Annotated in this window: 25 protein-coding genes; 11 read left to right on the top strand and 14 right to left on the bottom strand. The window is 43.3% G+C overall.

What is annotated here, in order from left to right:
- Nucleotides 1-9: 9 nt before the first annotated feature.
- Together urtB and urtA are read right to left on the bottom strand one after the other, a co-directional pair.
- Complete coding sequence (urtB, locus tag JMX91_RS10690) at nt 10-1,839, bottom strand: urea ABC transporter permease subunit UrtB (protein WP_413786794.1); 1,830 nt, start codon at nt 1,837-1,839, stop codon at nt 10-12.
- Nucleotides 1,840-2,067: 228 nt separating this feature from the next.
- Nucleotides 2,068-3,420, bottom strand: coding sequence for an urea ABC transporter substrate-binding protein (urtA, locus tag JMX91_RS10685; RefSeq protein WP_201549056.1), 1,353 nt, complete (start codon nt 3,418-3,420; stop codon nt 2,068-2,070).
- Nucleotides 3,421-3,831: 411 nt separating this feature from the next.
- Here urtA and JMX91_RS10680 point away from each other — a divergent pair, with 411 nt between their 5' ends.
- Together JMX91_RS10680 and JMX91_RS10675 are read left to right on the top strand one after the other, a co-directional pair.
- Nucleotides 3,832-5,484, top strand: a complete 1,653-nt coding sequence (locus JMX91_RS10680; RefSeq protein WP_201549054.1) for a DUF4139 domain-containing protein — start codon at nt 3,832-3,834, stop codon at nt 5,482-5,484.
- Between the two features lie 108 nt (nt 5,485-5,592).
- The gene (locus JMX91_RS10675; protein ID WP_201549052.1) at nt 5,593-6,414 is read left to right on the top strand and encodes an NRDE family protein; all 822 of its coding nucleotides are present in this window, start codon (nt 5,593-5,595) and stop codon (nt 6,412-6,414) included.
- A gap of 110 nt (nt 6,415-6,524) precedes the next feature.
- On the opposite strand, the gene JMX91_RS10670 is transcribed toward JMX91_RS10675, so the two are convergent.
- Nucleotides 6,525-7,043 carry an RNA pyrophosphohydrolase gene (locus tag JMX91_RS10670; protein WP_057761956.1) on the bottom strand — a complete coding sequence of 173 codons (519 nt, stop codon included), beginning with the start codon at nt 7,041-7,043 and terminating at the stop codon, nt 6,525-6,527.
- Nucleotides 7,044-7,518: 475 nt separating this feature from the next.
- On the opposite strand from JMX91_RS10670, the gene JMX91_RS10665 reads away from it, so the two are divergent.
- Nucleotides 7,519-7,932, top strand: coding sequence for an OsmC family protein (locus tag JMX91_RS10665; protein WP_201549050.1), 414 nt, complete (start codon nt 7,519-7,521; stop codon nt 7,930-7,932).
- 11 nt (nt 7,933-7,943) lie between these two features.
- Nucleotides 7,944-8,372, top strand: a complete 429-nt coding sequence (locus tag JMX91_RS10660; protein WP_406947838.1) for an MAPEG family protein — start codon at nt 7,944-7,946, stop codon at nt 8,370-8,372.
- A gap of 45 nt (nt 8,373-8,417) precedes the next feature.
- Here JMX91_RS10660 and JMX91_RS10655 read toward each other — a convergent pair whose 3' ends face one another.
- The 7 genes from JMX91_RS10655 to JMX91_RS10625 form a co-directional block, all read right to left on the bottom strand.
- Nucleotides 8,418-9,452 (bottom strand): tRNA dihydrouridine synthase, encoded by a 1,035-nt coding sequence (locus tag JMX91_RS10655; RefSeq protein WP_201549048.1) that lies wholly within the window; start codon nt 9,450-9,452, stop codon nt 8,418-8,420.
- Nucleotides 9,453-9,527: 75 nt separating this feature from the next.
- Nucleotides 9,528-11,027, bottom strand: coding sequence for a UvrD-helicase domain-containing protein (locus JMX91_RS10650; RefSeq protein ID WP_057761950.1), 1,500 nt, complete (start codon nt 11,025-11,027; stop codon nt 9,528-9,530).
- Nucleotides 11,028-11,244: 217 nt separating this feature from the next.
- Entirely contained in the window at nt 11,245-12,132 is an 888-nt protein-coding gene (tatC, locus tag JMX91_RS10645; protein ID WP_201549046.1) for a twin-arginine translocase subunit TatC, read from the bottom strand.
- Nucleotides 12,132-12,842, bottom strand: coding sequence for a Sec-independent protein translocase protein TatB (gene tatB, locus JMX91_RS10640; protein ID WP_201549044.1), 711 nt, complete (start codon nt 12,840-12,842; stop codon nt 12,132-12,134). The genes tatC and tatB overlap by 1 nt, the downstream gene beginning before the upstream one ends.
- Before the next feature lie 26 nt (nt 12,843-12,868).
- The gene (tatA, locus tag JMX91_RS10635; protein WP_057761945.1) at nt 12,869-13,108 is read right to left on the bottom strand and encodes a Sec-independent protein translocase subunit TatA; all 240 of its coding nucleotides are present in this window, start codon (nt 13,106-13,108) and stop codon (nt 12,869-12,871) included.
- 205 nt (nt 13,109-13,313) lie between these two features.
- The gene (gene hisIE, locus JMX91_RS10630) at nt 13,314-14,171 is read right to left on the bottom strand and encodes a bifunctional phosphoribosyl-AMP cyclohydrolase/phosphoribosyl-ATP diphosphatase HisIE (protein ID WP_201549043.1); all 858 of its coding nucleotides are present in this window, start codon (nt 14,169-14,171) and stop codon (nt 13,314-13,316) included.
- A gap of 170 nt (nt 14,172-14,341) precedes the next feature.
- Nucleotides 14,342-14,785, bottom strand: a complete 444-nt coding sequence (locus JMX91_RS10625; protein WP_201549042.1) for an acyl-CoA thioesterase — start codon at nt 14,783-14,785, stop codon at nt 14,342-14,344.
- 441 nt (nt 14,786-15,226) lie between these two features.
- Between JMX91_RS10625 and rpmI the strand changes: the two genes are divergently transcribed.
- From rpmI to JMX91_RS10600, 5 genes are all read left to right on the top strand, one after another.
- Nucleotides 15,227-15,424: a 50S ribosomal protein L35 gene (gene rpmI, locus JMX91_RS10620; RefSeq protein ID WP_057761939.1), complete on the top strand. Its 198-nt coding sequence runs from the start codon at nt 15,227-15,229 to the stop codon at nt 15,422-15,424.
- Nucleotides 15,425-15,543: 119 nt separating this feature from the next.
- Nucleotides 15,544-15,900 carry a 50S ribosomal protein L20 gene (gene rplT, locus JMX91_RS10615; RefSeq protein WP_011281252.1) on the top strand — a complete coding sequence of 119 codons (357 nt, stop codon included), beginning with the start codon at nt 15,544-15,546 and terminating at the stop codon, nt 15,898-15,900.
- A 327-nt stretch (nt 15,901-16,227) separates the two neighbouring features.
- On the top strand, nt 16,228-17,283 hold the full coding sequence (gene pheS, locus JMX91_RS10610; RefSeq protein ID WP_201549041.1) for a phenylalanine--tRNA ligase subunit alpha: 1,056 nt from the start codon (nt 16,228-16,230) through the stop codon (nt 17,281-17,283).
- 188 nt (nt 17,284-17,471) lie between these two features.
- A complete protein-coding gene (pheT, locus tag JMX91_RS10605; protein ID WP_201549040.1) occupies nt 17,472-19,871 on the top strand; it encodes a phenylalanine--tRNA ligase subunit beta in 2,400 nt (799 codons plus the stop codon).
- 215 nt (nt 19,872-20,086) lie between these two features.
- Nucleotides 20,087-20,386 carry an integration host factor subunit alpha gene (locus tag JMX91_RS10600; RefSeq protein WP_057761935.1) on the top strand — a complete coding sequence of 100 codons (300 nt, stop codon included), beginning with the start codon at nt 20,087-20,089 and terminating at the stop codon, nt 20,384-20,386.
- Between the two features lie 246 nt (nt 20,387-20,632).
- Here JMX91_RS10600 and JMX91_RS10595 read toward each other — a convergent pair whose 3' ends face one another.
- Complete coding sequence (locus tag JMX91_RS10595) at nt 20,633-20,989, bottom strand: hypothetical protein (RefSeq protein WP_201549039.1); 357 nt, start codon at nt 20,987-20,989, stop codon at nt 20,633-20,635.
- Nucleotides 20,990-21,533: 544 nt separating this feature from the next.
- Between JMX91_RS10595 and JMX91_RS10590 the strand changes: the two genes are divergently transcribed.
- Nucleotides 21,534-22,421, top strand: coding sequence for a neutral zinc metallopeptidase (locus JMX91_RS10590; protein ID WP_101204903.1), 888 nt, complete (start codon nt 21,534-21,536; stop codon nt 22,419-22,421).
- Nucleotides 22,422-22,616: 195 nt separating this feature from the next.
- Here JMX91_RS10590 and JMX91_RS10585 read toward each other — a convergent pair whose 3' ends face one another.
- The 3 genes from JMX91_RS10585 to trxA form a co-directional block, all read right to left on the bottom strand.
- The gene (locus JMX91_RS10585; protein ID WP_101204904.1) at nt 22,617-22,844 is read right to left on the bottom strand and encodes a hypothetical protein; all 228 of its coding nucleotides are present in this window, start codon (nt 22,842-22,844) and stop codon (nt 22,617-22,619) included.
- Between the two features lie 319 nt (nt 22,845-23,163).
- Complete coding sequence (rho, locus tag JMX91_RS10580; protein ID WP_055125334.1) at nt 23,164-24,432, bottom strand: transcription termination factor Rho; 1,269 nt, start codon at nt 24,430-24,432, stop codon at nt 23,164-23,166.
- A gap of 525 nt (nt 24,433-24,957) precedes the next feature.
- Nucleotides 24,958-25,284: a thioredoxin gene (trxA, locus tag JMX91_RS10575; protein ID WP_057761928.1), complete on the bottom strand. Its 327-nt coding sequence runs from the start codon at nt 25,282-25,284 to the stop codon at nt 24,958-24,960.
- A 480-nt stretch (nt 25,285-25,764) separates the two neighbouring features.
- On the opposite strand from trxA, the gene JMX91_RS10570 reads away from it, so the two are divergent.
- The gene (locus JMX91_RS10570; RefSeq protein WP_201549038.1) at nt 25,765-26,478 is read left to right on the top strand and encodes an RluA family pseudouridine synthase; all 714 of its coding nucleotides are present in this window, start codon (nt 25,765-25,767) and stop codon (nt 26,476-26,478) included.
- Nucleotides 26,479-26,537: the final 59 nt, after the last annotated feature.

Raw genomic sequence — 26,537 nt, 5'->3', positions numbered from 1 at the left:
GGAATCTCCTTATTCGACAAAGCGGCCTTTAAGTGCAAATAAACCTTGTGGCCGTTTCTGAATAAACAGAATCACAAGAACCAACAACACAATCTTTGCCAATACTGCACCAATACCAATCTCAAGCACCGTACCACTCACACCAAGTCCCAAGGCGGCCAATACTGCGCCCCATACTTGTCCGACCCCGCCAACAACGACGACCAAAAACGTATCAATGATATAGGTTTGTCCCAAATCAGGACCAACGTTGCCGACTTGAGCAAGGGCACAGCCAGCCATACCAGCCAGCCCAGAGCCCAAACCAAACGCCATCATATCGATACGTGCAGAAGGAATACCAACAGCACGTGCCATTTGACGGTTTTGGGTAACGGCTCGTATAAACAAGCCAAAGCGCGTTTTGTTGAGTAAGTACACCAGTAGCGCCACGACGATGACGGTAAAAACAATAATGGCGATACGGTTATAAGGCAGTACCAAACTTGATGACACCTGATAGGCACCGCTGAGCCATGCCACGTTACTGACTTCAACATTCTGAGCACCAAAAATCATACGTACCAACTGCATCAATATTAAGCTCACGCCGAATGTCGCCAGCAAGGTCTCTAGCTCACGACCATATAATGGGCGAATCACGATACGTTCAATAATCATGCCGATGATGGCACTGACTAAGAAAGCAGCTGGAATAGCAGCAAGCAAATACCAACCAGCCATATCTGGCATGTAAGCTTGAAAGAAGTTTTGCACCATATAAGTGGTATAAGCCCCGATCATAATCAGCTCACCGTGCGCCATATTAATCACGCCGAGCAAACCAAAGGTAATGGCGAGACCAAGTGCGGCGAGCAGTAAAATACTGGCGGTACTCATACCAGTGAAAATATGACCTGTCCATGTGCTTATTTCAATACGCCGTGACACGCTAGATTCAGCATCGATAAGTGCAGCTTTAAGCGAGGCATCTAAGCCATCAGACGCGAGGGCAGACTCGATATCGACCAATACTTGTGGGCTATCACTATCTGCAAGTAGATTGACCGCTGCAATCTGAGTGGGCAGGTCACCGTTTTTGAAATCAATACGAGCTTGTAGTGCAGTTAGTGCCTTTTTGACTTTAGCGCTGTCCTCATTTGCTGTTGCGATGGTGATAATGGCTGGATCTACTTGGTCAATATTATCGGCCAAAATCTCTACAGCTTGCAGGCGTTGTGCGGGCTTGTCAGATGCTAGTTTTACCTTGGCTTGACCAAAGATGAGCGCTGAGCGAAGGGCATTAGTGAGGGTGATTTGTGATAAATCACTTGGCCAATCCGCCGTTTCTTTTTTATCAGGATAAGTAAACAGCTGGTCATCTTTATTCAGTAGATAAGTTTGCCCACCGTTGCCTTGATATAGCTCATCATTGGCAATGAATTCAACCAAACTATCTAAACTCTCAACGGATCCTGGCCAATCACTTAGCATGGCTTGGCGCTTACTAAAATCGCCCGCCACGAATTGTTGAATGGCATCACCTGAACTTGTAGAAGTTGCTGTTGAAATATTTGAGGTGCTGACTTGAGTAGAAGTGGCTACGTTGACAGGTGTGAGCAAAGATTGCTCACTATTAGCGGTATCCGTATCGTGGTCATGTACCTGACCATCATGATCCGCATATGCTGTGGTGATGAAGGTTGTTATGCATAATGCCATCAATGCAAGTAATCGCAGAGGCGCATAAATTGAAAAACGAGCCGCATGCTGCATGACTTCACTGACTGATGCTTGTGGGTTATTACCATTTTTGGACGATGTTGGCCCTACAAAAGGGCGTAAAGTATGGTGCTGCATGTGCGGCTCCCTGTTTTTCACAGACAACAAACCCTTAGCCACTACTGCTTAACGGATTAAGCGATAGAAGAGTTGATAAGGTTTGGTGTTATTTAAAGGTTAAGAATAAGTGTTGAAAATAAATGTGAAAAGTAGGCGTTAGGACTGTTATCAGTGTCGTTTATCCATCCGCCTACTATTCAGTTACTATCCATGTGACTTTCAGTATCATTTTATTTTTAGGGCAGGTTATTTAGGAATGTACTCGCTCCATGGCTGGGCTTGGATGACTTCTGGCGTTTTGAAAATCGTATCAAACTGTCCATCGGCACGAATTTGACCAATCATGACGGGCTTCCATAGATGATGGTTTTCTTCATCCATTTTTAGCGTGTAGCCAGAAGGTGCATCGAACGTTTGTCCCGCCATGCTAATACGTACTTTATCGACATCAGTCGTACCTGCTTTTTCGACAGCTTGCTTCCACATATTGATACCGACATAAGTAGCTTCCATTGGGTCATTGGTCACGACTTTTTCAGCATTCGGTAGTTTTTGGTCCAATGCATACTGCTTATAGCGTTTGGTGAAGGCACTGTTGGTTGGGTTTTTGATCGACATAAAGTAGTTCCACGCCGCCAAATGTCCTTGTAGCAGACTGGTATCGATACCGCGTAGCTCTTCTTCACCGACTGAGAATGCCATGACTGGAATATCTGACGCTTTGATACCTTGGTTGGCAAGCTCACGATAGAACGGGACGTTTGAATCGCCATTGATGGTCGAGATAACCGCGGTCTTTTTGCCCGTTGAGAATTTTTTGACATTAGATACGATGGTTTGATAATTGCTGAAACCAAATGGTGTGTACTCTTCCATGATGTCTGCATCAGCCACGCCTTTCGATTTTAGAAATGCCTTTAAAATCTGGTTGGTGGTGCGTGGATAGACGTAATCAGTACCTAACAACACAAAGCGCTCTGCACCGCCGCCTTCTTCGCTCATCAAGTACTCTACCGCTGGAATGGCTTGCTGGTTTGGTGCCGCACCCGTGTAAAAGATATTTTCTGACTGCTCTTGTCCTTCGTATTGCACTGGATAGAACATCAATCCGTTTAACTCTTCAACCACAGGTAATACCGATTTACGTGATACCGATGTCCAACCACCAAAGATGACATCTACTTTATCTTGAGTGAGTAGCTGGCGGGCTTTTTCAGCGAATAATGGCCAATCAGAAGCAGGGTCGACGACGACTGGTTCGAGTTGCTTACCGAGTACACCGCCATTGGCATTGATCTCATCAATGGTCATGAGTGCCGTGTCTTTTAGAGAAGTTTCAGAGATGGCCATGGTGCCAGATAGCGAATGTAAGATGCCCACTTTGATCGTGTCGCCATCAGCGGCAGGCTCGGTGGTCGTTTCTGTGCTAGTTTCAGCGGTTGTCTCTGTTGATGCTGCAGTTTCAGCAGGTTTTTGACAACCAATAAGGCTTAAGCTGCCAACGACGGCCACCGCTAGTAACGAAAAACGTGATTTTATTTTTCCGTGTGATTGAGGGTCTACTACTTGAGTGTTGGCTAAAATTGGTAACGAAAACATGGACATCTCCTAATAAATACAAAAGGTAAAATAATGTTCCTGAACACCTATTAAGAGTTCAAGTTCCGTGCCAAGTTAAAAAAGCCAATAATCGAGTAATAATTGAGCAATAATTAAGTTCTGATTAATATATTCATTAATTTAGTGCAGGATGGTTAATAAATTGCACCATAAAGGGGAGATGAACAAAAAAATGGTGCAATGTTAAAACCAAATTTTTAAAATTGAAGAGCTACCATATGAAGAGATTTATCGCTAAAGGCGTTTATTGCTAAAAGTGCAGTCTGCTAAAAGCATTTATTGCCAAAGACCTGCAAAACGGCTACGGTAATATCTCTAAGATAGTTACTATTTTGCGCGTTGAGCCAATGCGTGGCTGCCATGATGGATTTTACTGCTAAGGAATGATGTATGAATGCACAATTAACGGATTCGTCTGTCTCAACAGGCCATGGCAGTGTATTACCGCCGCTTAATCAGATAACTAGATTTGCTATCCTGCCATTTGTACTTGGTAGTAGTGCCGTCTTGGGATTGTCTTCGGCGCAAGCGGCCACCAGTAGTGTCGAGCAGGTGACTATTTATCAGGGGCTGGCGAGCGTGACGCGCGCATTGCCAATCACAGGTAGCGGTGAGCAAACGGTGGTGTTTTCGTGCTTGTCACCTTATATGGATAAAGAAAGTCTAAGCGTACAGGCGACAGGTAGTGTCAACGTTGGGGAAGTCAGTATCGAAGAGCTGACAGGTGAGCAGGCAGCCCAATGTCAGTATCAAGGTGACGCCAAGGTACAGACGCAGCAAAATACCCTAGCCAATATCAATGCTGAATTAGAAGCGGCACGGTTAGCAAAGGCTTACTTGCAGAATTTGACCAAAGCCACGCAAGTCAATACAGATAGCACGATTGCCAATAATGCCCGCGATATAGAAAATCAAGCGACCAGTATTAACCAAAGAATTTTAGAGATTCAACAGCGACAAGCGCGTGCCCAAGACGCGCTTAATCAACTGATGGCAGGCAGCGCGACATCGACCTTTAACAAGGTGACACAGGTGAGTGTACGTACGGCAAGTCGCTCGCCGAGTAGCGTTAAGTTGCATTATCAAGTGCAAGGTGCAGGTTGGGAGCCTGCGTATCAAGCTCGTCTAAACACAAATAGTGAGCAGTTAAGTATCACAGCCTCTGCGATTATTGCTCAGCAAACTGGCGAGAACTGGACAAATGTACCACTGATACTCAGCACCGTGAACCCCAATCAAAGTACGACAGGGCAACTGCCGTATGTGCAACGTCTATCGTTGTATGAAGAGAGCGAAGATGCTCGAGTAAGACGTGAGCTACCTATGATGGATGCGTCCCCTGTTATGATGGAAGAGCCTGCTTATAATAAAGGAGCAGGGGCAGCTATGGCACCGCTACCTAGTTTCACGGTCAGTAGCCAAAACAAAAATGGCATTATCGAATATCGTTTACCGCAGTTGGTCAGTATTCCGAGTGACGGGAGACGCGTACGCACAGTGATTGGCGAGCAGACAGGTAATAGTAAGCTCTGGATTCGCAGTACGCCAAGTGTTGAGACTGCTGCCTACTGGTATGCGTCAGCGCCGTTTTTGATGCCGGACTGGGTCGATGGTTCGCTACAGCTGTACCGTGATGACAATTATGTGGGTCAGTCGCGTTATAATTATCAAGTGCTAAAAGAGCAGGGGATTGGATTTGGTCGTGACTCAAATATGCTCGTAAAAGAGCTGACCAATGAAGATAAGCAAGGTGAAAAAGGTGTGCTAAACCGTACGCAAACACTGACGACCACCAAAGCATATCAGTTTACCAATCAGCACAATCGTAGCGTACGCTTACAAGTACTGGGCAGTGAACCTATCAGTCGTGACGATAGTTTAAAGGTTGCGGTGACGCATACGCCGCCTGTCACTGAGCGAGATTGGAATGACAATCAAGGCATGGTGGCGTGGGAGTTTGACTTACCAAGTAAGCAATCACAAGTAATACGTTCAACCTCCCAAATTAGTTATCCTGCCAATAAATTGCTAACTGGCAATTAATAAGTACTACCTGTAAGTGCTACCTTATCAATAGGTAAAGTCTGAAATAATATCTTTGCCTCTATTAAGAATTACTCGCATAACGAAAATTATTATAAAAGGAAAGCTATGTGTATTGTCGCTATTGCTTGGCAATTATTTGATGAGTTACCACTGGTATTACTGTCTAATCGTGATGAGTTTTTGCAGCGCCCAACTGAGCCGCTCCACCAGTGGTCTGATCAACCTATTTATGCTGGACGCGATAAGCAAAGCGGTGGCACGTGGTTAGGCATTCATCAGCAAGCGTCACCAGTGCAGAGTCCAGAGTATTATGAACAAAATGGTCGTTGGGCTGCGGTATTGAATTTTCGTGATGGAGTGCAAGCAAGCAGTGATGAGCGCTCACGTGGTGCACTGGTCACTGAATTCTTAACAGGGGCTTTAAGTCCGATGGATTTTGCACGGCAGATTGATTTGCAGGATTATGCGGGTTTTAATCTGATCATTGGTGACGCTGCGCAAGCTGTGATCGTCAATAATCGTGGTCATGCACCCACGCCATTATATGCAGGTCTGCATGTTATCTCTAATGGTCAACCAGAGGACAGTTGGTTTAAGACAGAGCAATTGCGCGGGCGACTACGTCAAGAAGTGCTGCCATTGATTGCAGAGGATAGCTCGCCTGCGTACTGGCAAGCGGCGGCTTTTAATGTCTTGTCAGATAGTACGAAAGCACCAGAAGATAAACTGCCTGTTACTGGCGTGGCATTTGAGGTGGAGCAGATGTTATCGTCTGTTTATATTGAACCCGTCGCTTTTGGCGATACTGAAACTAGCAAACCTACTTATGGTACCCGCACTCAAAGCATTTTAACGTTGCGCAAAGAAAAAAATACGGGAGCAAGCTATATGGCTGATATTGTTAGCCGAGAGTTTGACAATCCATAATCATAATCACTGACAATGACTGTTAGTAGATAATAAAAAAACACCCACGGTAATTGCTAACATTCTAGCTACTATCGTGGGTGTTTTGCATTGTACTATTGAGTGACTCATTACATAAGCAGGTGATTATTTTGCTCAGGAATGATCAGCTCTTGCTTTAGCGGGAGTTCGCGTACCAATTCTTGTAAGGCACGGCGATAAACGCCTCGTTTAAAGTGAATCACTTGTCCGAGTGGATACCAGTAGCTGACCCATTGCCAATGGTCAAATTCAGGTTTCCCTTCGTCAAAGCGGATATGTTGAGTATTTGGCTCATCTAAGCGTAGCAAAAACCATTTTTGTTTTTGCCCAATACATAAGGGATGCTGACCATGACGTACGTAACGTTTTGGCAAACGATAGCGCAACCAGTCTTGCGTGACTGCCAATAAGTCTACGTGACGCGGATGTAAGCCGACCTCTTCCCAGAGCTCGCGATACATTGCATCCATCGGCGTCTCCCCGCGGTCGATACCACCCTGCGGAAATTGCCAAGCGTTGTGACCAATACGTTTTGCCCACAGAACCTGCCCTTGTGTATTTGCCAAGATGATGCCGACGTTGGCGCGAAAGCCGTCTGCATCTATCATGACTAAACCTTTTAATTTGTTTAAAAATAGCTTGTTTTAACTTGAAACCGTGACAGCAATCGTAATTATTATAAGGTGATTGTTATCGATATTCGCTCAAAACAAGATTCATTACCGTTATTAAACCAAGAAACAAGCAAAATGTGTAACAGTATTTTGCTATAAAATGTTTCACGAGTTTTACCTTTTAAAATCAACTATTTACAAGCAAACTTTTGTAGGTTTTTATATAGCATTTTTAGACAAGTGTTGAAGAGTAGTAATAGGCATATGGATATAAGATTATTCGGTAAAATATCGAACTCCAATATTCTGATATGTATAAAGTGATAAAAGCATAGATTTCACTGGTGAGCTAACAGCAAAACAATGAGCCTATAAAATCTTGCTTTGGCTTATGCTACACTAGCTGGGCAATATATCATTCACACAATAATAATAGGCAATACGCCATTCAAAACAAGGAACATCTACAATGTCAGAATCAAAAGCAAGCGTCATATGGCAAGAGAACAAAGCTTTTATGGGCGTGTCACCATCAGGACATAATGTACAAATCGATGCTGATAAAGAAAAAGGCTCAAGCCCGATGGAGCTGATTTTGCTAGGACTAGGTGGTTGCGCCAGTTATGATGTCGTAGAAATTTTACAGAAATCACGCCAAGCAGTGACGGATGTACGTTGTGAGCTAACTGCCCAGCGCGCTGAAACCGTACCAGCGGTCTATACCGATATTCATATGCATTTCATTGTCACTGGTCAAGAGGTCAAAGAAAAACAAGTCGAAAAAGCCATCCAGTTATCAGCAGAAAAATACTGCTCTGCCAGCCGTATGTTAGTAGCAGGTGGGGTCAATATTACCCATGATTTCGAAGTGGTTGCAGGCTAGGGACTTATATAATGATAAGTGCATTCTTTGAGTTGGTAACTGACAAAGTGGCGTCTGCCATTTTAGCCATGGTGGTAGCAAGCCTACTGCCATGGGCGGTGTCAATCGTTGCAAAAGTATCTGGTGGCTTTAGAATCAGAAATAATGCACATCCTCGCGAATTTTTTCAAAATGCGACAGGCATGGCAGCACGTGCTAATGCAGCACAGCAAAACAGTTATGAAACCTTGCCAGTGTTTTTGGCGGCAGTATTGGTAGCTATGTTGTTCTTTGTACCGCAGTCGATTATCAACGTGTTGGCTTGGCTGTATGTGATGATACGAATTGGTTTTTGCGTGGCGTATATTACTAATTTGGCAATGTTCCGCTCTATCCTCTGGGTACTATCAATGGCCTGCTGTCTGATGCTATTTTATTTAGCGATACGAGTCAGCGTCTAGTAAAAATATCCGTAACCGCCAAAACGCTCAAACACAAGCAAGTGATTAATCTCGTACGCTTGCTTGTAGGGCGCTAATAATCACCGCTTTATTTTTTTCTCGTTTGATACCTTCCCACACTGTTTGCGCCTCAAAATAGCCTTTGGTGAGCATCCCTAACCATTGCTTATAGCGACCGACCAACACCACATCGTTCTTTGCCTCACCTTCCAAAAACTTAATCTGATGGGCAATCAAATCTTGCCATAATAATGTAGCCGTATTCTCTCCGCTGTCAGTATTTTTTTCAGTATCATTATCAACCTGTGCCACTAAATCAGGACGTGTTACTGCACCGCGACCTAACATCAAATGCGGTGTACTTGCTTGCGTCATACATTCATTTGCTTGCGCTGCTGTCCATATCTCGCCATTGGCAATGACTGGAATATCGAGCGCATTAAAACTTTGAATTTTATCCCAATAGGCGGGCGGCTTATAGCCTTGGGTCTTAGTGCGTGCATGAATGGTGAGCCAGTCGGCTCCACTGTCGTTAATTGCGCCGCGAATATCATCCATTCGGCTAGTGTCGGTATAGCCCAGACGAATCTTAGCTGATACTGGTATATGGGCGGGAATGGCTTGGCGTACGGCACTGATAATCTGATACATTGTTTCAGGTTCATCTAACAATACAGAACCACCGCGATGGCTATTTACTGTTTTTGCAGGACAGCCAAAGTTGATATCAATCGCAGGCGCACCGAGCTCACAAGCGTACGCGGCGTTTTCTGCCATCAGCTGCGCTTCGCTACCCAAAATCTGTACATGAATAGGCGTACCAGAGGCCGTTTTGGCATCATGATGTAGCTCAGGCACATATTTATAAAACACATGTGCAGGCAAGATGTGCTGAGTAATGCGGATAAACTCACTCACTGACCAATCATAAGGACGACCCAAGTCAGACGCAATTTGGGTTAAAATTTGGCGCATTAATGGATCGGTCAAGCCCTCCATAGGCGCGAGCAAACGCACGGGAGCTGCAAATAACTGATTAATAGTATTTTGACGCGTTTGAAGTTGCTGGCTATTATTCATGCTGGTGATTCACTGCTAAAGGGTCGTTATAAGAAAGATTGAATAAAACTTGAGGCTGACAGAAGTGTAGGATAATTAAGTATTACCAAAAATCACTTTTTTGCCCGTCTGTAATCCTGATATCAAGTCTTTAATATTATGAATATCCAAATTGCTTTGCGCGCGCGTGCAAGCAACGTAGAGCAAACGCAACTCTTCTGGGCTTATTTTGACCGCGTTGGTGGTCACATCGTAGTAAAAATCATCATCTAGTTGTACTTTGCCCCATTCGAGCCCTTTGGCTTTATGAGCGGTAGAGATGACATAATCTGCATTTTCGATACTGGTCAGACTATTGACCGCTTGGCTGAGGACATTAGTGCCATGGTCATCGACCAGTTTGACCAGTGTTTTTAGGTCACTACCTTCGTTAGTCTCAGCGTACTCTTGCACATCACCCCAATTATAAAAATACGCCAGCTCAGGTACACCGTAAGCCGATTTACCATTTTTTAAATTTTCGGCTGCTTGGCAGAATTTGAGCATACGATCGGTATCCGCTTGTAGTGCCACGCGATGCCCGTGCTTTAATCCTGTCAACAGTTGTGACATGGCAGCAGCATTGGTACGGCACAAAATAGCATCTTTTTTGCTATGTACCATGCCCTTATCGGTAGAGGACTGTTTATTCGGATTGCCTTTTAGCGGTACGTCCTCTTGTAGTGCTTTTAATAGAGTATTGGCCACTTCTGCAATCGGCTCACCAAAGCGAAAAGATTGCGTCAATAATGTCTGCGGCAATGGCAACTTTTTCATCGCATTGACCGCGCCGCGCCATTCATAAATCTGCTGATGCGCATCGCCCACATAGATGACTTGTCTCGACTGCTGGGTCAAGATACCCATCATCAAGGGATCGGCGTCTTGAGCTTCATCGAATAAGATAAAGTCCGCTGGGATACTAGGCTTAGATAGTGCCCAAAGCTTGAGATAAATATCGTGGCCAATACCAGCAGGGTGACGCGCATCAATCGACTGTAACCAGCGCTGCTCAACAGCAGGGTAGAGCATCTCGCGTAACTGTTCTGCATCTGAGTCATCGAGCCAGCTTGGGAACAGTATGTGCCTTGGCGCAGGGTAGCTGGCATGCGTGCTACAAAAATTACTTACTGCATCGCTGACGAACCGCGATAGTCGTGCTGGCGTGAGCGTAATATATTTATTGACCCCATCCATCTGCCGACGCACTTGTACAGGCTGTAGTCCCAAATCATCACCGAGGCGCTTAGGTGAAAAGCGCGGCAAAGATAGCTTGGCGGTAATATCACGAGCGACATGACGATACGCAAGTGAATGAAAAGTACGGCACTCTACATGTGGCGGAAACTTTGAACGAGCATCATTAGCAATCGCTTTGTTAAAGGCCAGATATAGTCCGCGGCCACGTAAGCGCTCACCGATTAGCTTGAGCGTCGTTGTCTTACCGGCGCCCGCATAAGCAACCACTTTAAACGACTTGTGATCCATCGCCATATTCAGCGCGCTCAGCTGCTCGTCAGTGGGATCGCTCATATAAGCTGGCATAGATGCGGACATAATAAAGCTACCTAAATACAAAAATTGATTAAAAACAAAAGGGGCAAAAAAAAGCCACTGGGTAAACAATGGCTTATAGATGATGGTGATGCTAAAACGTGATAATAAGCAATCAGCTTACTAATGAGGCAAGAATAAAACGGTGTAATGGTAGTTTAACGCATAGCTATATGTAATCAATAACTTTATTTCAGTCTGGATTAGACTGATAAGTGTTTTATTCTTTGTCTGTCGACACGAGAGTAGGACTGGGCTCTTCTTTGATTAAAATCTTCGCCAAAAACAAACCAAGCTCAAACAACAACCACATCGGAATCGCTAGCATGAGCATCGATACGCCATCTGGCGGCGTGACAACGGCAGCCACAGCAAAACAGCCCACAATGATATAACGACGTTTCTCTTCTAAGCTCTGAATGGAGACAATACCTGCCAATATCAATAGCAAAGTAACAACTGGAATCTCAAAGGTTAAGCCGAATACCATAAATAATTTCAAGGAAAAACTGAGGTAGCTATCGATATCCGTCATGGGTAGTACGTTTTGCGGGGCAAACATGATAAAGAATTTTAAGACCCCTTTGAGCACAATAAAGTAAGAAAAAGCCACACCAGCATAAAACAAAAATATAGAGGATAGCAGCACTGGAATAGCAATTTTCTTTTCTTTTTTATACAGACCAGGCGCTACAAATGACCAAATTTGATAAAGGATATAGGGCATCGCCAAAAATGCAGCTACAAATACGGTCAGACGTATCGGCGCCATAAAGTTTGACGTGATATCGGTGGCAATCATGGTTGAGTTGGCGGGTAACTGCGCAACCAATGGGTCAGACAACAAGTTGTATAGCTCGCGCGAATAGCCGACCAAACCTAAAAATATTATCAGTACCGCCACACATATTTTGATCAAATGCCGACGCAGCTCAATCAAATGCTCGGTAATAGGCATATCAGCCAAAGGGCTTAAAACATCATCTGATTTTTTATCTTGAGTGGTATTGGTTTTTGTTTCAGTATCTTGATCAATGACATTTGGGTCAGTAATGGCAGAAACAGCGATTTTCTCTTGACGACTTTTTTTGCGCTTGAATAATGACATCAATCAGTCTCCTGCTTATGGTCAGAAGTCTGCATGTTGGCAGGACTGTTGAGTAGGGCATCCGCTTTATAATTTGGGACATATGGTGGCATTGGGAGCCGACGTGCTTTGTCATAAGCGCCAAGTCGAAACCACATGTTTTCCCAAGGTCGGGTAATGATGGTCTGAACAACTGGCGCTGCCTTGGCGTTGTCACCTATATTTGCATCGCCCACATTTGCATTATCTACATCGTCACCGCTGTGACCACGCTTAGATAATTGTCCATTTTCTAATGTATCTGGCTGCTCGTCAGTGGCATAAGCATAGTCGAATGCTTTTGGCGTGGCCGATTGCTGCTTTTGTATGCGGCTATTTTTATGAGCTTCGTTGCCTTTGCTATTTTCAGCATTCATAGCGGTTTCAGAAGCTATCGAAGCAGGACTATGTGAGCTTTCAAAAGCTTTCATATTGCCGCGCATCTCAGCCATTTCACGCCTCATTTCGGCTTCAGTCTGGCGAATTTTGGCAAGTTCTTTTTGCATTTGCTGACGTGTCTCAGCCAAGTCAAGCTCAGCCTCTATTTCAGATTGCAATGTTGAGACTGTGCGGCGAATTTTGGCGTACCATTGCCCAGCCGTGCGCGCTGCCTGTGGCAGTTTTTCTGGGCCCAGTACGATTAGGGCGATAACGCCAAAGAGAAGTAGTTCAGAAAACCCGATATCAAACATAATGGTCCGATGTCACTGTTTAGATGCTATACGTTATGCTTATCATCAACCTTGGTGGTTGAGCGCTCTTCAGTGTGTGCCGTCGCATCGTGGTCAAGAACCGCATGTTTTTTGGCATGCTCTGTATTTTCATCTTTGACAGCTTCTTTAAAGCCTTTCACAGCACCGCCCAAATCTTTACCAGCATTTCTGAGTTTTGAGGTGCCAAACACGACAACGACAACGACCAATAGTATCAGCCAATGTGTAATAGAAAAACTACCCATAATGGTATCCTTGTGACCTGGTTTTGTGACTTGGTTTTCAGTCTTTATATGCCTGCTTTTAGTTTGCAAAAAGGTCTATCTAGCAAACAAAAAGCATCGGCATATAATGCGAGATAAAACAGAGCTATATTATAACCTGCACTTATTACAAATAGGTGAAAGCAACAATAATCCAATAAAATAGACGTTTATTTTTTATTTAGGCTTATCTAGCGGCTTTTTCATCGATACCGGATAACCCAAAACGTCTGCCTAGCTCGTTTAACACGGCATCCGACTCTATATCAAACCATGCTAGCCCAACCAAGGTATGGAACCAGACATCTGCGACTTCATAAATTAGCTCATGACGAGCTTCATCATAGCTTTCTTTGTCTGTACTCTCATCGCAGTTAGCAAAATCTTTGGCAGCGATAATGCTTTCTGTGCTCTCTTCACCGACTTTTTCTAATATTTTATTTAATCCTTTAGCATACAGACTGGCCACATAAGAGCTGTCGGCATCGGCTTGTTTGCGCTCTGCTAATACGCTATCAAGCTGCTGTAGTACAGAGGCTTTATCGACTTGTGCTTGAGCAATATCAGATTGTGCTTGGGTAGTATCAGAGTCAGTCTTCGCACCAGTGTTTTCAGTTTCATGAGTATCGCTAGTAGATTCATGAGAATGATAAATATCCGCAGGCTCTTTTAATACTTTATCGACGGTTTGCCATTCAGGCGTTTGGCCTGATAAATCCAAACGCTGATAAAAGCACGACTCACGTCCTGTATGGCAAGCAATGCCGCCAGCCTGAGTGACACTAAGCACAATCACATCTGCATCACAGTCTAGACGAATATCATGTACGGTTTGCGTATGACCTGATGACTCACCTTTATGCCACAGTTTGGCACGCGAGCGCGAAAAATAAACCGCTGTCTGTGTTTGTGCAGTGAGCTGTAATGCTTCTGCATTCATCCACGCCATCATCAAAATACGACCTGTTTGATGATCTTGAGCAATTGCAGGAATCAAACCATCATCATTAAAAGTTACGGCAGTCAGCCAAGCAGGTAAAGTCATAATGTATTTGTCGTCTTATAGGTAGAAAGTGAAAAAGAGTGATAAGCAATTATACTACTTATGATTAAAGCGGGGAGATTATCTGAAATGCTCTGCAATATGATGTCAACTAAATGCGCTATAGAGTGCAAGTATGCTAAATGACAGCATACTATTTATAATAAGCGATTCTACAGTCTAAACAAATGTGGATACAGCGCTTCTTTGATCGTATTATCAAGCTTAGTCACTTTATTGAGGTTAAAGTCGTAACCTCTAAAATGCTGGCGCGCTTTTGCTACTATCTCGCCCGTGTGCATCCGCGTTACTTTTAGGATTATATTACCGCCATTATCATATATTGGCTCAACACCCACTTCAAATAACAACTCTTCTCGTACGCGGATACGGCTCACAATATCTAGCTGCAATTTATCAATAATTAAGCCTTGATGGTCTGCATTGATTTCTTTGACACCTTTAGCATATAAAAATCTTAGCCGTGCTTCGGACAATAACGCTGTCAGAGATTCGACCGTCATGTGCTGTCCTGCGTCGGCTTCCGTATGACGCACACGCATCACTGTCTCAAAAACAAACAAGTCGTTGTCAAATACTAACTCTTGTTTTGACACACTATCTCCTAGAGTGATGGCCAAAGATTGTTCTATTTATCGTGCTGTAGGTTGGCAGCATTGTTATCGTTATAGCTATAGCTATACATTACAGCGTAAATATTCATAGTGAATAAGGTGGTTTTAATAGTGTTTATATGAAGATATAGCTCAGTCTCTACTTAAGCACAGCTTAGGCTGACATTCAATCTATTTGGATAAAAATCAGCCGTTTTATTAAGGCTTTTAAGAGAGCTGCTATCGCTTATTTGATGCTGATTACTTGTCTATATTGTCTACTAAAACCTCGCCAAAACTTTACTTGGCAAAACAAGGCACTATCTGCTAAAATAGCGCCTCCCACCTCGAGGCAAATAGAGGTTTAGTGGTTATCTATATAACGATTATTCAGTATGACTATTTGACGACCAGGTTCTAAAACAGAAAAAGAGGCAAATCATCATGAAAGTTAAGATGAAAACCAGAAGCGGCGCAGCTAAACGCTTCAAAAAAACAGCGAATGGCTTCAAGCGTAAGCAAGCATTCAAAAGCCATATTTTGACCAAGAAATCAGCTAAGCGTATTCGCCAATTGCGTGGTCTTAAGTTGGTGCACAAGTCTGACGAAGCAGCAGTTCGTCGTATGTGCCCATACATTTAATAGCCTACCGTCATCTATCTTTGATTGAAAATATTTGACTTTGCAATCTGACAATGATGTTTGTTATTTAACGGCATCATCACTCGCTTAACAGTGATTAAAAAATCTTGGAGTAAATTATGGCCCGTGTAAAACGTGGTGTACAGGCAAATCGCCGTCACAAAAAAATCTTAAAGCGCGCAAAAGGCTACTACGGTGCCCGTTCACGTGTTTACCGCGTAGCGGTACAGGCAGTGACCAAAGCTGGTCAATATGCTTATCGTGACCGTCGCAACAAGAAACGTACTTTCCGTCGTCTTTGGATCGCACGTATCAATGCTGGTGCACGCTTAAACGGCTTAAGCTATAGCCGCTTCATCAATGGCATGAAAAAAGCAAACATCGCAATCGATCGTCGCGTTCTAGCAGACATCGCTATGCATGATGCAGCGACTTTCACAGCATTGGTCGAAAAAGCAAAAGCGGAATTGGCCTAAATATTAACCGTCCTTTAGGTATGATGCTTTTAAATAATTATTTATAAGCAATTGTCTAAATGGATAGGACTAATATTGATTAATAGTATGATATTAATAAAAGCTACCGCTGGTCGGTGGCTTTTTTTATATTAAATTATTCTAAGCATGCTTTATATTGTACTTTATTGAGTAAAAATACGCTTATTATCGTCTAAATATTCAAGCCATTCTTCTAACCAGCCTTTATATTAATCTTTTATATAAACATAACTGGATAAATGGTTTGCAATATTTGGTCAAATCCCTACAATTAATAGTCCGTTCAAATCAGGAATAATGCGTCTTATGACTAACCCTGCTGCCACCAACGACTTGTCGGCGCTACCGACCTTGTCTCCAGAGCTCAATGAGCTTAACGAAGCTCAGCTTACCGAATTTGCGAGTGCTGCTGAAGCCCTAATCCTACAAGTAACTGATGCGCGTACACTGCAAGATTTGCGTGTGCAATTGACTGGTAAAAAGAGTCCGTTAACGGGCTGGTCAAAGCAGATGGGCAAGCTCAATGCTGATGATAAAAAAACTTATGGCGGCTGGTTGCATCAAGTACGTAGCCGCATTCAGCAAGCATTGACAGACCAACAGCAGCAACTAGAAGTCGCAGCGCTCAATGCCAAGTTGGAGGCCGAGAGTATTGATATTACTTTGCCTGCTCGCGGTGGTCAAAAAGGTCATCTACATCCAGTAACTATGATTACTCAGCGTATGCAGCAGTACTTTATTCAAGCGGGTTTCAATGTCGCAACTGGCCCTGAAGTCGAGAGCGACTACTATAATTTTGAAGCGTTGAATATCCCGTCGCACCATCCTGCACGCGCGATGCATGATACTTTTTATTTTGATGCGCATTATCTATTGCGTACGCATACTAGTCCTGTCCAGATTCGTACCATGGAAAAGAACGAACCGCCGATTCGCATCATTTGCCCAGGTCGTGTTTATCGTAACGACTCAGATCAAACTCATTCGCCGATGTTCCATCAGCTAGAAGGCCTTATGGTCACCGAGTCGAGCACTTTTGCTGAGCTAAAAGGTTTAATCAGTGAGTTTCTAGAAGCATTTTTTGCCAAAGAGCTGACCGTACGTTTCCGTCCGTCGTTTTTCCCATTCACTGAGCCGTCTGCAGAAGTGGATATCTTAGATGACAATGGCAAGTGGCTTGAAGTAATGGGTTGCGGCATGGTGCATCCACAAGTATTGACCAATTGCGGTATTGATAGCGATAAATACACTGGCTTTGCTTTTGGTATGGGTATCGAGCGCTTTGCGATGCTGTATTACGGTATTGATGACTTGCGCTTGTTTTTCCAAAATGACGTGCGCTTCTTAAAGCAATTTGGCTAGAGTTTTCTTTATACCTATATAGTCAGTTCAAGATAATTTAGATCTAAGGAAGGCGTGTGAAAGTGCTACCAATTGTAGACTGAGCGAGCCTGACGCTGTATCTAATTTATATAGGATTGACTATAGCAAGCGAATTCGCCAAGCTTTACTCCAACATCTTTATTATAAAATTCTGATCCGAGATATTTATGAAAATTAGCGAACAGTGGCTACGTCAGTGGGTAAACCCTACAAATACTAGCGAACAGTTAGCCGAACAGTTGACTATGGCAGGTCTTGAGATTGATGATCGCTATGCGGTTGCCCGTGCTTTTAGCGGTGTGGTTGTCGGTGAAGTCATCAGCGTTGAGCAGCATCCTGATGCAGATAAATTGCGTGTTACTCAGGTAAATATCGGTGACGCTGAGCCATTACAAATTGTCTGCGGTGCTCCTAACGTGACCGTTGGCATGAAAGCGCCTGTCGCTACCGTTGGTGCGGTATTGCCAAGCGATGATAAGAAAGGGTTTAAAATCAAAAAGAGTAAGCTACGCGGTGTGGCCTCAAATGGCATGCTATGCGGCGCTTCTGAAATTGATTTAGTCGATGATATAGATGGCTTGCTTGAGCTGCCTGAAGATGCACCAGTTGGTACAGATATTCGTGAATATCTAGGTTTAGATAATCAAATATTGGATATCTCAATCACCCCAAACCGTGGTGATTGCTTTAGCGTACGTGGTATCGCTCGTGAAATATCTGTCATCAACGACTTACCTGTACAAACGCCAGAAATCTCGGCCAATACCGCTGGCACTGCCGCAACACCAGCTGTGACAGTCGATGCAAAGGAAGCGTGCCCTCGTTATTTGTTGCAGTCGATTCGCGATATTGACCGTGGCATCGATACGCCGAAATGGATGCAAGATGCGCTAGTACAATCAGGACTACGTTCACATAACTTCCTGGTCGATGTGACCAACTATGTATTGATGGAATTGGGTCAACCGTTACATGCGTTTGACGCAGACACGATCGAAGGTGATATCGTTGTACGTTTGGCACAGCCTGATGAAACCATTACTTTGCTGAATGAGCAAACCGTTACCTTGACGGGTGATGAGCTTGTGATTGCTGATGACAAAGGTGCCTTGGCACTGGCTGGTATTATGGGTGGTCAGCGTAGCAGTGTCACTGATAGTACTACCAATATCGTTGTGGAAAGTGCTTTCTTTAATCAGCTAGCCATTGCTGCACGCGCACGTCGTTTCGGACTACATACGGACGCATCACAGCGTTTTGAGCGTGGTGTCGACTTTGAATTACCAGCATTAGCGTTGGCACGAGCTTGTGATTTAATCACCAGTATTACTGGCGGGGAAGCAGGTCAAATAGTCACGGTCGAAAACCTTGAGCATTTGCCAGCACGCGCACCGATTACATTGCCAATCGCGAAAGTTCGTGATGTCATTGGGATTGATATTGAGCCATCTGAGATGGTACGTATCTTGACCCAATTGGGTTTTGACGTAGAGCAGCAAAGCGATTCACTGATTTGCAAGCCGCCATCTTATCGTTTTGATATGAGTATCCGCGAGGATTTAATCGAAGAAATTGCTCGTATCTATGGCTATGACAATATTCCAAGCGTCCTGCCACATTTGCAAGTTAGTATGGATTATGATGATACTGCAGATTTGACGCATGAGATGAAGCTCGCATTGGTCGACAACGGCTATATGGAAGCGATCAGCTTTAGTTTTAGTGATGCAAAACTAGAAGCATTGCTTGACGACGAAGCGCTAGGGGAGGTATTGGCACTGGCAAACCCTATCTCTAGTGATTTGGCCGTTATGCGTCGTACCTTGCTATCGAGCCTACTGCCTTGCGTTCAATATAACTTAAATCGTCAGCAGCCACGTGTACGTTTCTTCGAGACAGGTCTTAGCTTTGTTGGACAAAGTATTAGTGACTTAGTACAAACGCCAAGTATTGCTTTAGTCGCAGTTGGTGATATATGGAGCGAGCAAGCTTATCAAAACCGCGCCTTAGATTTTTATGACCTAAAGCATGACATTGAGCAGCTATTACCAGCACAAATCGATAGCGCACGTATCCGCTACGAGCGTAGTACGCTGAGCTTCCTGCATCCAGGACAAAGCGCTGAGTTATATATCGATGATGTATATATTGGTTGGTTGGGTCAGTTGCATCCAAATACTGCTAAGCAATTAGATCTGACTACTACCTGGGTCGCTCAATTGTCACTGGCACCGCTATTGACGATTGCACGTGAGCAGCATGCTATCACGACACCAAGCAAGTTCCCGCAAGTACGCCGCGATATTGCTATCTTGGTAGACAGTGACATCAGTTTGCAGACGCTAGAGACAACGGTGCGAACTGCAGCAGGTGATTTGTTGACTGATCTTTGGTTATTTGATGTTTACCAAGGTGACAAAGTACCAGCAGGCCAGCGCTCACTAGCGTTTGCACTGATATGGCAAGATAGTACGCAAACGTTGTCTGATGAAGCCGTCAAGACTGCCACAGATAAAGTGGTACAAGCGCTAACTGACCAGCATTCTGTACAGCTGCGCGACAGCTAACATTTAGTAAGTATTATACCCAATGCTCTGTAGTCTTTTTACCATGAGGCTACGGAGCATTGCTATTCATAGAATAAGTTAAGTGGTTATTAATAAAGGATTTTAATGAAGACTTTGTTAAAAAACGGTCAAAAAACCTTTATAATAGCTAGCCTTAACCCTCATACCGCTAAACCATGATATTCGACATCACGACATAGCATAGGAGTCGTACTGTGAGCACCTTAACCAAATCTGACATGATTGAGCATTTAATGAGTCACCTAAACCTAACACGCCAAGAAGGCCGCTGTCTGGTGGAGAACTTTTTTGATGAGCTGTCAGAAAGTTTGATTGATGGCAAAGAGGTCAAGCTTTCAGGCTTTGGCAACTTTGAGCTTAAAGATAAAAACAGCCGTCCAGGCCGTAACCCGAAAACAGGGGAGCCTGTTGCAGTATCCGCGCGCCGTGTGGTTACTTTCAAGACAGGACAGAAATTTCGTCAGAAGGTTGACGAGCGTTTGTTTGATAGCTAATACTTAGTTTGGCACTGCGCTGAACGATAGTGTGTCTGTTTTATCGTGAGTTTATAAGAATGCTAGTGCGTATTTGCACTTAGTTATTTTTGCGTACATCTATATATTTCGATATTGCAGCATGCATCGTATATTAGGGTTATCTATAAAGTAGAGTCCTACTAAGATCATAAATCATAGACATAAAAAAAGAGAGCATAGGCTCTCTTTTTTTTACTACAGTTTATCTATTGTATGAACAATAAATTACTGAGCTTCTTCAACTACTACTTCGTCAGAAGCTTCAACAGCAGCAGTATCAGTTTCGCTAGCTACGTCCATGCTAGTGGTGTCGCCGTCTACAGGAACTTCAGCGTCCATTTCGTCAGTAGCAGTTGCAGCTTGTGCATCAGCGATGTCAGCTTCAGCGCCAGCAACAGCAGCGTCAGCATCAGCAGTCATTTCGCCTTCAGCAGCAGCTTCGTTTAGCTCTTCAGAAGCGTCTTGCACTTCTTCTTGCGCGTCAGATAAATCTTCAGCAGCATTTTCTTTGCTGCTATCACAGGCAGTAAGGCCCATAGTTGCAGTCATGATACCAGCTAGAGCAAGTAATTTAAGTTTCATATGGTTTTCTCCGGAAAAATGAAATGAGCAGTAGCAGCAACAAAGGTCGAAATCCGAGGTTTCTCAGAATTCAACTAGTCTTAGTCACAGCTACTCAGCTTCCACGCATTCTATAGGTTTTCTAAGTAAATAGAAATAGCCTGTACAATTAAGTAACAATAAAATTTAAAATAATATTTTACTTTCTCTATTCGATATACTTTTTAATACAAGAAGTCAGATTAATCGACGTATAATCAATGACATCAGAGGGATTGAGCGCTTTTTCGGTTCTTGTTTTTTAACTCAAATTGTCTATATTAATCCCGTTTGTATGAGTAAAAATGAAGTTAAATAGTCCGATTATCATCCTATATTACATAAACACTAGTGAAGTTAGCAGTTTTATAGGTTTCTCCTTGCTTTTAGGATAGTAGACTAGGTCATAGCGTAAATTAACTGGCCAAATAATATATAACATAAGTAATGAGTAATAGAAGTAGTGGCTAGTAGAGATAGTAGTTAATAGAAATAGTGAATCAATCTATATTTGAGGAATAGAATTATGAAATGGCAAGGTAGACGAGGTAGCTCAAATGTGCGCTCTAGCACAGGTGGCGGTAAGATGATCGGCGGTGGTATTGGGGGTATTATCATCGCAGGTATCTTATGGTTGGTATTTGGGGTAAACCCAATGACCGCATTACAGACAGGTCAGGCGGTCACAGGTGGTAGTAGTGAATCATCTACCGAGCTGGCAACCAGCACAGACCGAGACACGCAGTTTGTGAAAGTTGTACTAGCAGATACAGAAGAAGTCTGGCATCAAATCTTTAACGAAGCTGGTAGCACTTATCAAGAGCCGTCATTGATTTTGTTTAATGGTCAGGTTAGTTCGGCATGTGGTAGTGCTAGCTCTGCAACCGGTCCATTTTATTGTCCAGGGGATCAGACTGTTTATTTGGATACGTCATTCTTCGTAGAGATGCGACAGAATCTTGGTATTTCAGGCGATCAGCAAGGCTCGGGTGGTGAAGAGAACCAAGGCAAGGCTGGCGATTTCGCACAGGCCTACGTGATAGCACATGAAGTAGGTCATCATGTACAGACGCTACTGGGCATTAGCCAACAGGTTAATGAAGCTCGTCAGCAAGTGACGCAAGCACAGTCCAATAAGCTATCAGTATTGCAAGAGTTACAAGCGGATTGTTTCGCTGGTGTATGGGCACAGCGCAATCAAGAGCGTGTACAGTTTTTAGAAGCTGGTGATCTTGATGAAGCGGTGAATGCGGCTAGTCAAATCGGTGATGATCGTCTAGCGAAAGCGAGTGGTGGTGCAGTAGTGCCCGATAACTTTACTCACGGTACCAGTCAACAACGTGTCGAATGGTTCACCCGTGGTCTAGAAAGCGGTAATGTCCAATCTTGTGATACGTTCAGTGGTGCACTTTAATGGCCATATATATTAATAATCGTGTATTTGACTAACGATGTTTTTTAATACTAATGTTTTTTATTATAAGTCTGGTGCATGGACTTATAATCAAAATTAAGACATAAAAAAGCCTGCAACGAATTGCAGGCTTTTTTATTATCTTTTGTCTGATAGTATTCAATCAATTATTAAATAATATCAGTGTAGAAAGATTTAGTTGTTATCAAGAACATAACCACCAGCACCGCCAATCGCTGCACCAGCCAATGCGCCACGAGCGATATCTTTGCTGTCGCCTTTGCTTCTAATAAGAGCACCAGCTGCTGCGCCAGCGGTAGCACCTTTAGCTGTATTGCTCATACCGCTATAAGAGTTACAACCAGTCATGATTAGGGCTGAGCTAGTAATTGCAGTCATTGCGATCGTTTTAGCAAATTTCATATTATCACCTATTAAGTCATCAAGTTTAAAATACAATACCTTCAAAATACTGTGTCCATGATATTTTCAAGTATATTCCTACTGTCTGTCATAATAGTCGGTTACTAATAATATAGTCGTAGTAAAAGCGCTAAACTTTGCAAACGAGATGTAAGCGATGTTGCCGTACTGTATCATCAGCAACGCATGTGAGCGACAGTGCAGATTACGTCCTAATGGGTTTAACCATTAATATTTTGATGCTGTCATAAAAAAGACTACCTATAGGTAGTCTTAATATCAAATCGAAGCTGAATATGTCTAGCAAACTAACTAAGAATTAGTTTTGTGATTTACGCTTCATTTGCTCAAAGAATTCATCATTGGTTTTCGCTTCTTTTAGGCGGTCCAACAAGAACTCAGTGGCTTGTACGCCATCCATCGGTTGAAGCAGTTTGCGTAAAATCCATACTTTACGCAGCTTGTCTTCGTCCAATAGACGCTCTTCGCGGCGTGTACCAGATTTTTTGATATTAATCGCAGGGAATACACGTTTCTCAGCCAAGTCACGCTCAAGCGTGATCTCTTGGTTACCCGTTCCCTTAAACTCTTCAAAAATGACGCTATCCATCTTACTACCAGTATCAATCAATGCACTGGCAATAATAGTCAAACTACCACCTTCTTCCACGTTACGCGCAGCACCAAAGAAGCGTTTTGGACGTTCTAGAGCATTGGCATCTAGACCACCCGTCAATACTTTGCCTGATGATGGGATAACCGTGTTATAAGCACGGGCTAGACGAGTGATTGAATCAAGCAAAATAACCACGTCTTGCTTATGTTCAACCAAACGCTTGGCCTTTTCGATGACCATTTCAGCCACTTGTACGTGACGCTGTGGCGGCTCATCAAAGGTAGAAGCGACCACTTCACCGCGTACTGTACGTACCATCTCAGTGACTTCTTCTGGACGCTCATCAATCAATAGTACGATTAAATAACATTCAGGGTTATTACGAGTGATTGATTGCGCGATGGTTTGTAGCAACATCGTTTTACCCGCTTTTGGCGGTGCGACGATGATAGAACGCTGACCTTTACCAATCGGAGCGATTAGGTCGATGATACGACCAGTCAAATCTTCAGTGGTTCCGTTACCAAGCTCAAGTTTTAAATGCTCAGTTGGGAATAGGGGCGTCAGGTTCTCAAAGATAAGCTTATGACGTGAGCGATCTGGCGTATCAAAGTTGATTTCGCCAACTTTTAATAATGCAAAATAACGCTCAGAATCTTTTGGTGGACGAATCGTACCAGCGATACTGTCACCAGTTTTTAGACTGAAACGGCGAATCTGGCTTGGGCTGACATAAATATCATCAGGACCGGCTAAATATGAGCCTTCTGATGAGCGCAAAAATCCAAAACCATCAGGAAGAACCTCAAGTACGCCGTCACCATAGATGGCTTCACCGTTACGCGCATGGGTTTTTAGAATAGCAAAGATAATGTCCTGTTTACGGCTACGCGCCATATTATCAAGACCCATTTCTTTGGCGATAGCCAATAGCTCAGCGATTGATTTTTTCTTTAATTCAGTAAGATTCATAGATAGGTCATTAGCAATTGATCAGATGAGAGATGCCATTAGCAGCACAAGTCACGACAGTGATTAAAACAACGGTAATATGATGATATGGGTGTGTGCACAGCGCTGTAGTTTATGTAGTTCTGGTTTTATATGTCTGCTTATGTACGCACTGCCATCATTGGATGCAAGGTAATAAGAAATAGGGATAATAAAGGCTACATAAGAGTCTGCGTCAAAAACTCAATATCAGTAATTGCGTTTAGTCATTTTGTTCAGCAATGGTGTTTATAATGACGATTGTGTTTTTGTTGATAAACACGAGGAGAATAGCGACAAGATACTTAGGAAAACAGTTGGTTTTCTCTTGTCAGCAGACTATACGGTCTTCACAATAGCGTTGTCAATAAATTTTGCCAAAAAAGTCACATTATCGAGTTTTTTGCACAAAAAACAAGCAAAAAAGCCACTATCTTAGTCAGATAATGGCTTTCTCGGTTATTCTATTTTACCCGCTCAAGGTAACCTAGAGCGAGCAAATTTAACTTATAAATGCTTGTCTAGTACTTTAGCCAATTCAGCTTTTGGTTGTAGGCCCATTACTGAATCAACTTTTTCGCCATCTTTGAATACAAATAGTGTTGGGATGTTACGAATGCCGAAACGGCTAGCCGCTTGTGGGTTGTTGTCTACGTCTACTTTCACGATTTTAACTTTACCTTGGTACTCAGTCGCTAGATCTTCTAAAATAGGAGCGATGGCTTTACAAGGACCACACCATGGCGCCCAGAAGTCTACTAATACAGGTACGTCTGATTGTAGTACGTCTTGATCAAAGTCTGTGTCGGTAGTATGTACAATAAGGTCTGACATAATTTTATCTCTCTTGTTTTATTACTTCTATCACCACTCATCAACCTATATATTGGTTTAATAATAAATCAGTTGGTGGTCAAAGAATTGTTTAGAAGGGGTGAAAATGTGCCATTATATTAACATGTTTGCCCTAATTTGACAGATACAGGCTGGTTAAATTGTTTAACAACTAGTATTAGCACAATAAATCGAAACGGTGCAGCACAAGAGTGTCTAATCTGTTATTTAATACGATTATCCTTATCAAAGTATATATCCCAGCAAGGTAGAAGTCTTATGTTTACCTCGTTTACATAGTAGCTAGTGATTAGTAGCTAGCGATATTAATAACGTTAAAAATCAGTCAAAGTTTTGCCCTTTTGTCCATATAACCGTTGCTCATAAAGTGGCTATCGTGCCAAATATAGCTATCATGTCCAAAAGATTAACCACCAAAAATCCTTATCTTAAAACCAATTTACATAAGTAGTTAAATTTATGCCTTTTACCGATGAAGAAGTTAATGCCCTCAATGCCCAAGAAGGCGCTTATCCGCTTGAGTTTTTCAAAAAATTTGCGCAAGAAATTACGGTTTACGAAGACGATGACATTTGGGTGGTTGATAAACCTGCAGGCCTATTAAGCGTCGATGGTAAAACACTCAAAGTCAGTCTGCTTGCTCGTCTTGAGCGTGCCAATCCAGCTGTCAAACTGATTCATCGTTTAGATATGGACACGTCGGGACTGCTTATTTTTGCAAAAAATGCAGCAGCGCAAACCAATATCAGTAAGCAATTCATCGAGCGTTTACCACAAAAGAAGTACCAAGCGCGTGTCTTTGGTGAGTGGGAGCAAGTCGGCGCAACTGGTGAGATATCGGTGCCAGTGCGCTATGAGCCAAGTACCAAACCGCGTCATATCGTCGATCACGACTGGTCAAAGCATGCACTGACGTTGTATGAAGTTGTGGCTCATGAAACCTGTAATGGCGAGGCAGTCACTCGGGTCATGCTAAAGCCAGTCACGGGTCGTAGCCATCAGCTACGCGTACATATGGTGCATGTCGATCATGTGATGATTGGCGATCCGATTTATGCTGAAGGTACGGCATTAGAGATAGCCCCGAGGCTCAACTTACATGCACAGCAATTGCGTTTAAAGCATCCAGTACTGGGTGCTTGGATGGACTGGGAGAGTCCCTGCCCATTTTAAAACGTTAGATTTTACCGCTTACTGTTAATAGATGCGATAAACGGCTCTAAAGCCAGCTA

Origin of the sequence: Psychrobacter sp. Pi2-1, from assembly GCF_904846645.1 — a bacterium.
Taxonomy (GTDB): Bacteria; Pseudomonadota; Gammaproteobacteria; order Pseudomonadales; family Moraxellaceae; genus Psychrobacter.
The sequence above is the reverse complement of the archived record's forward strand: the minus strand, read 5'-3'. Positions and strand labels throughout refer to the sequence as shown.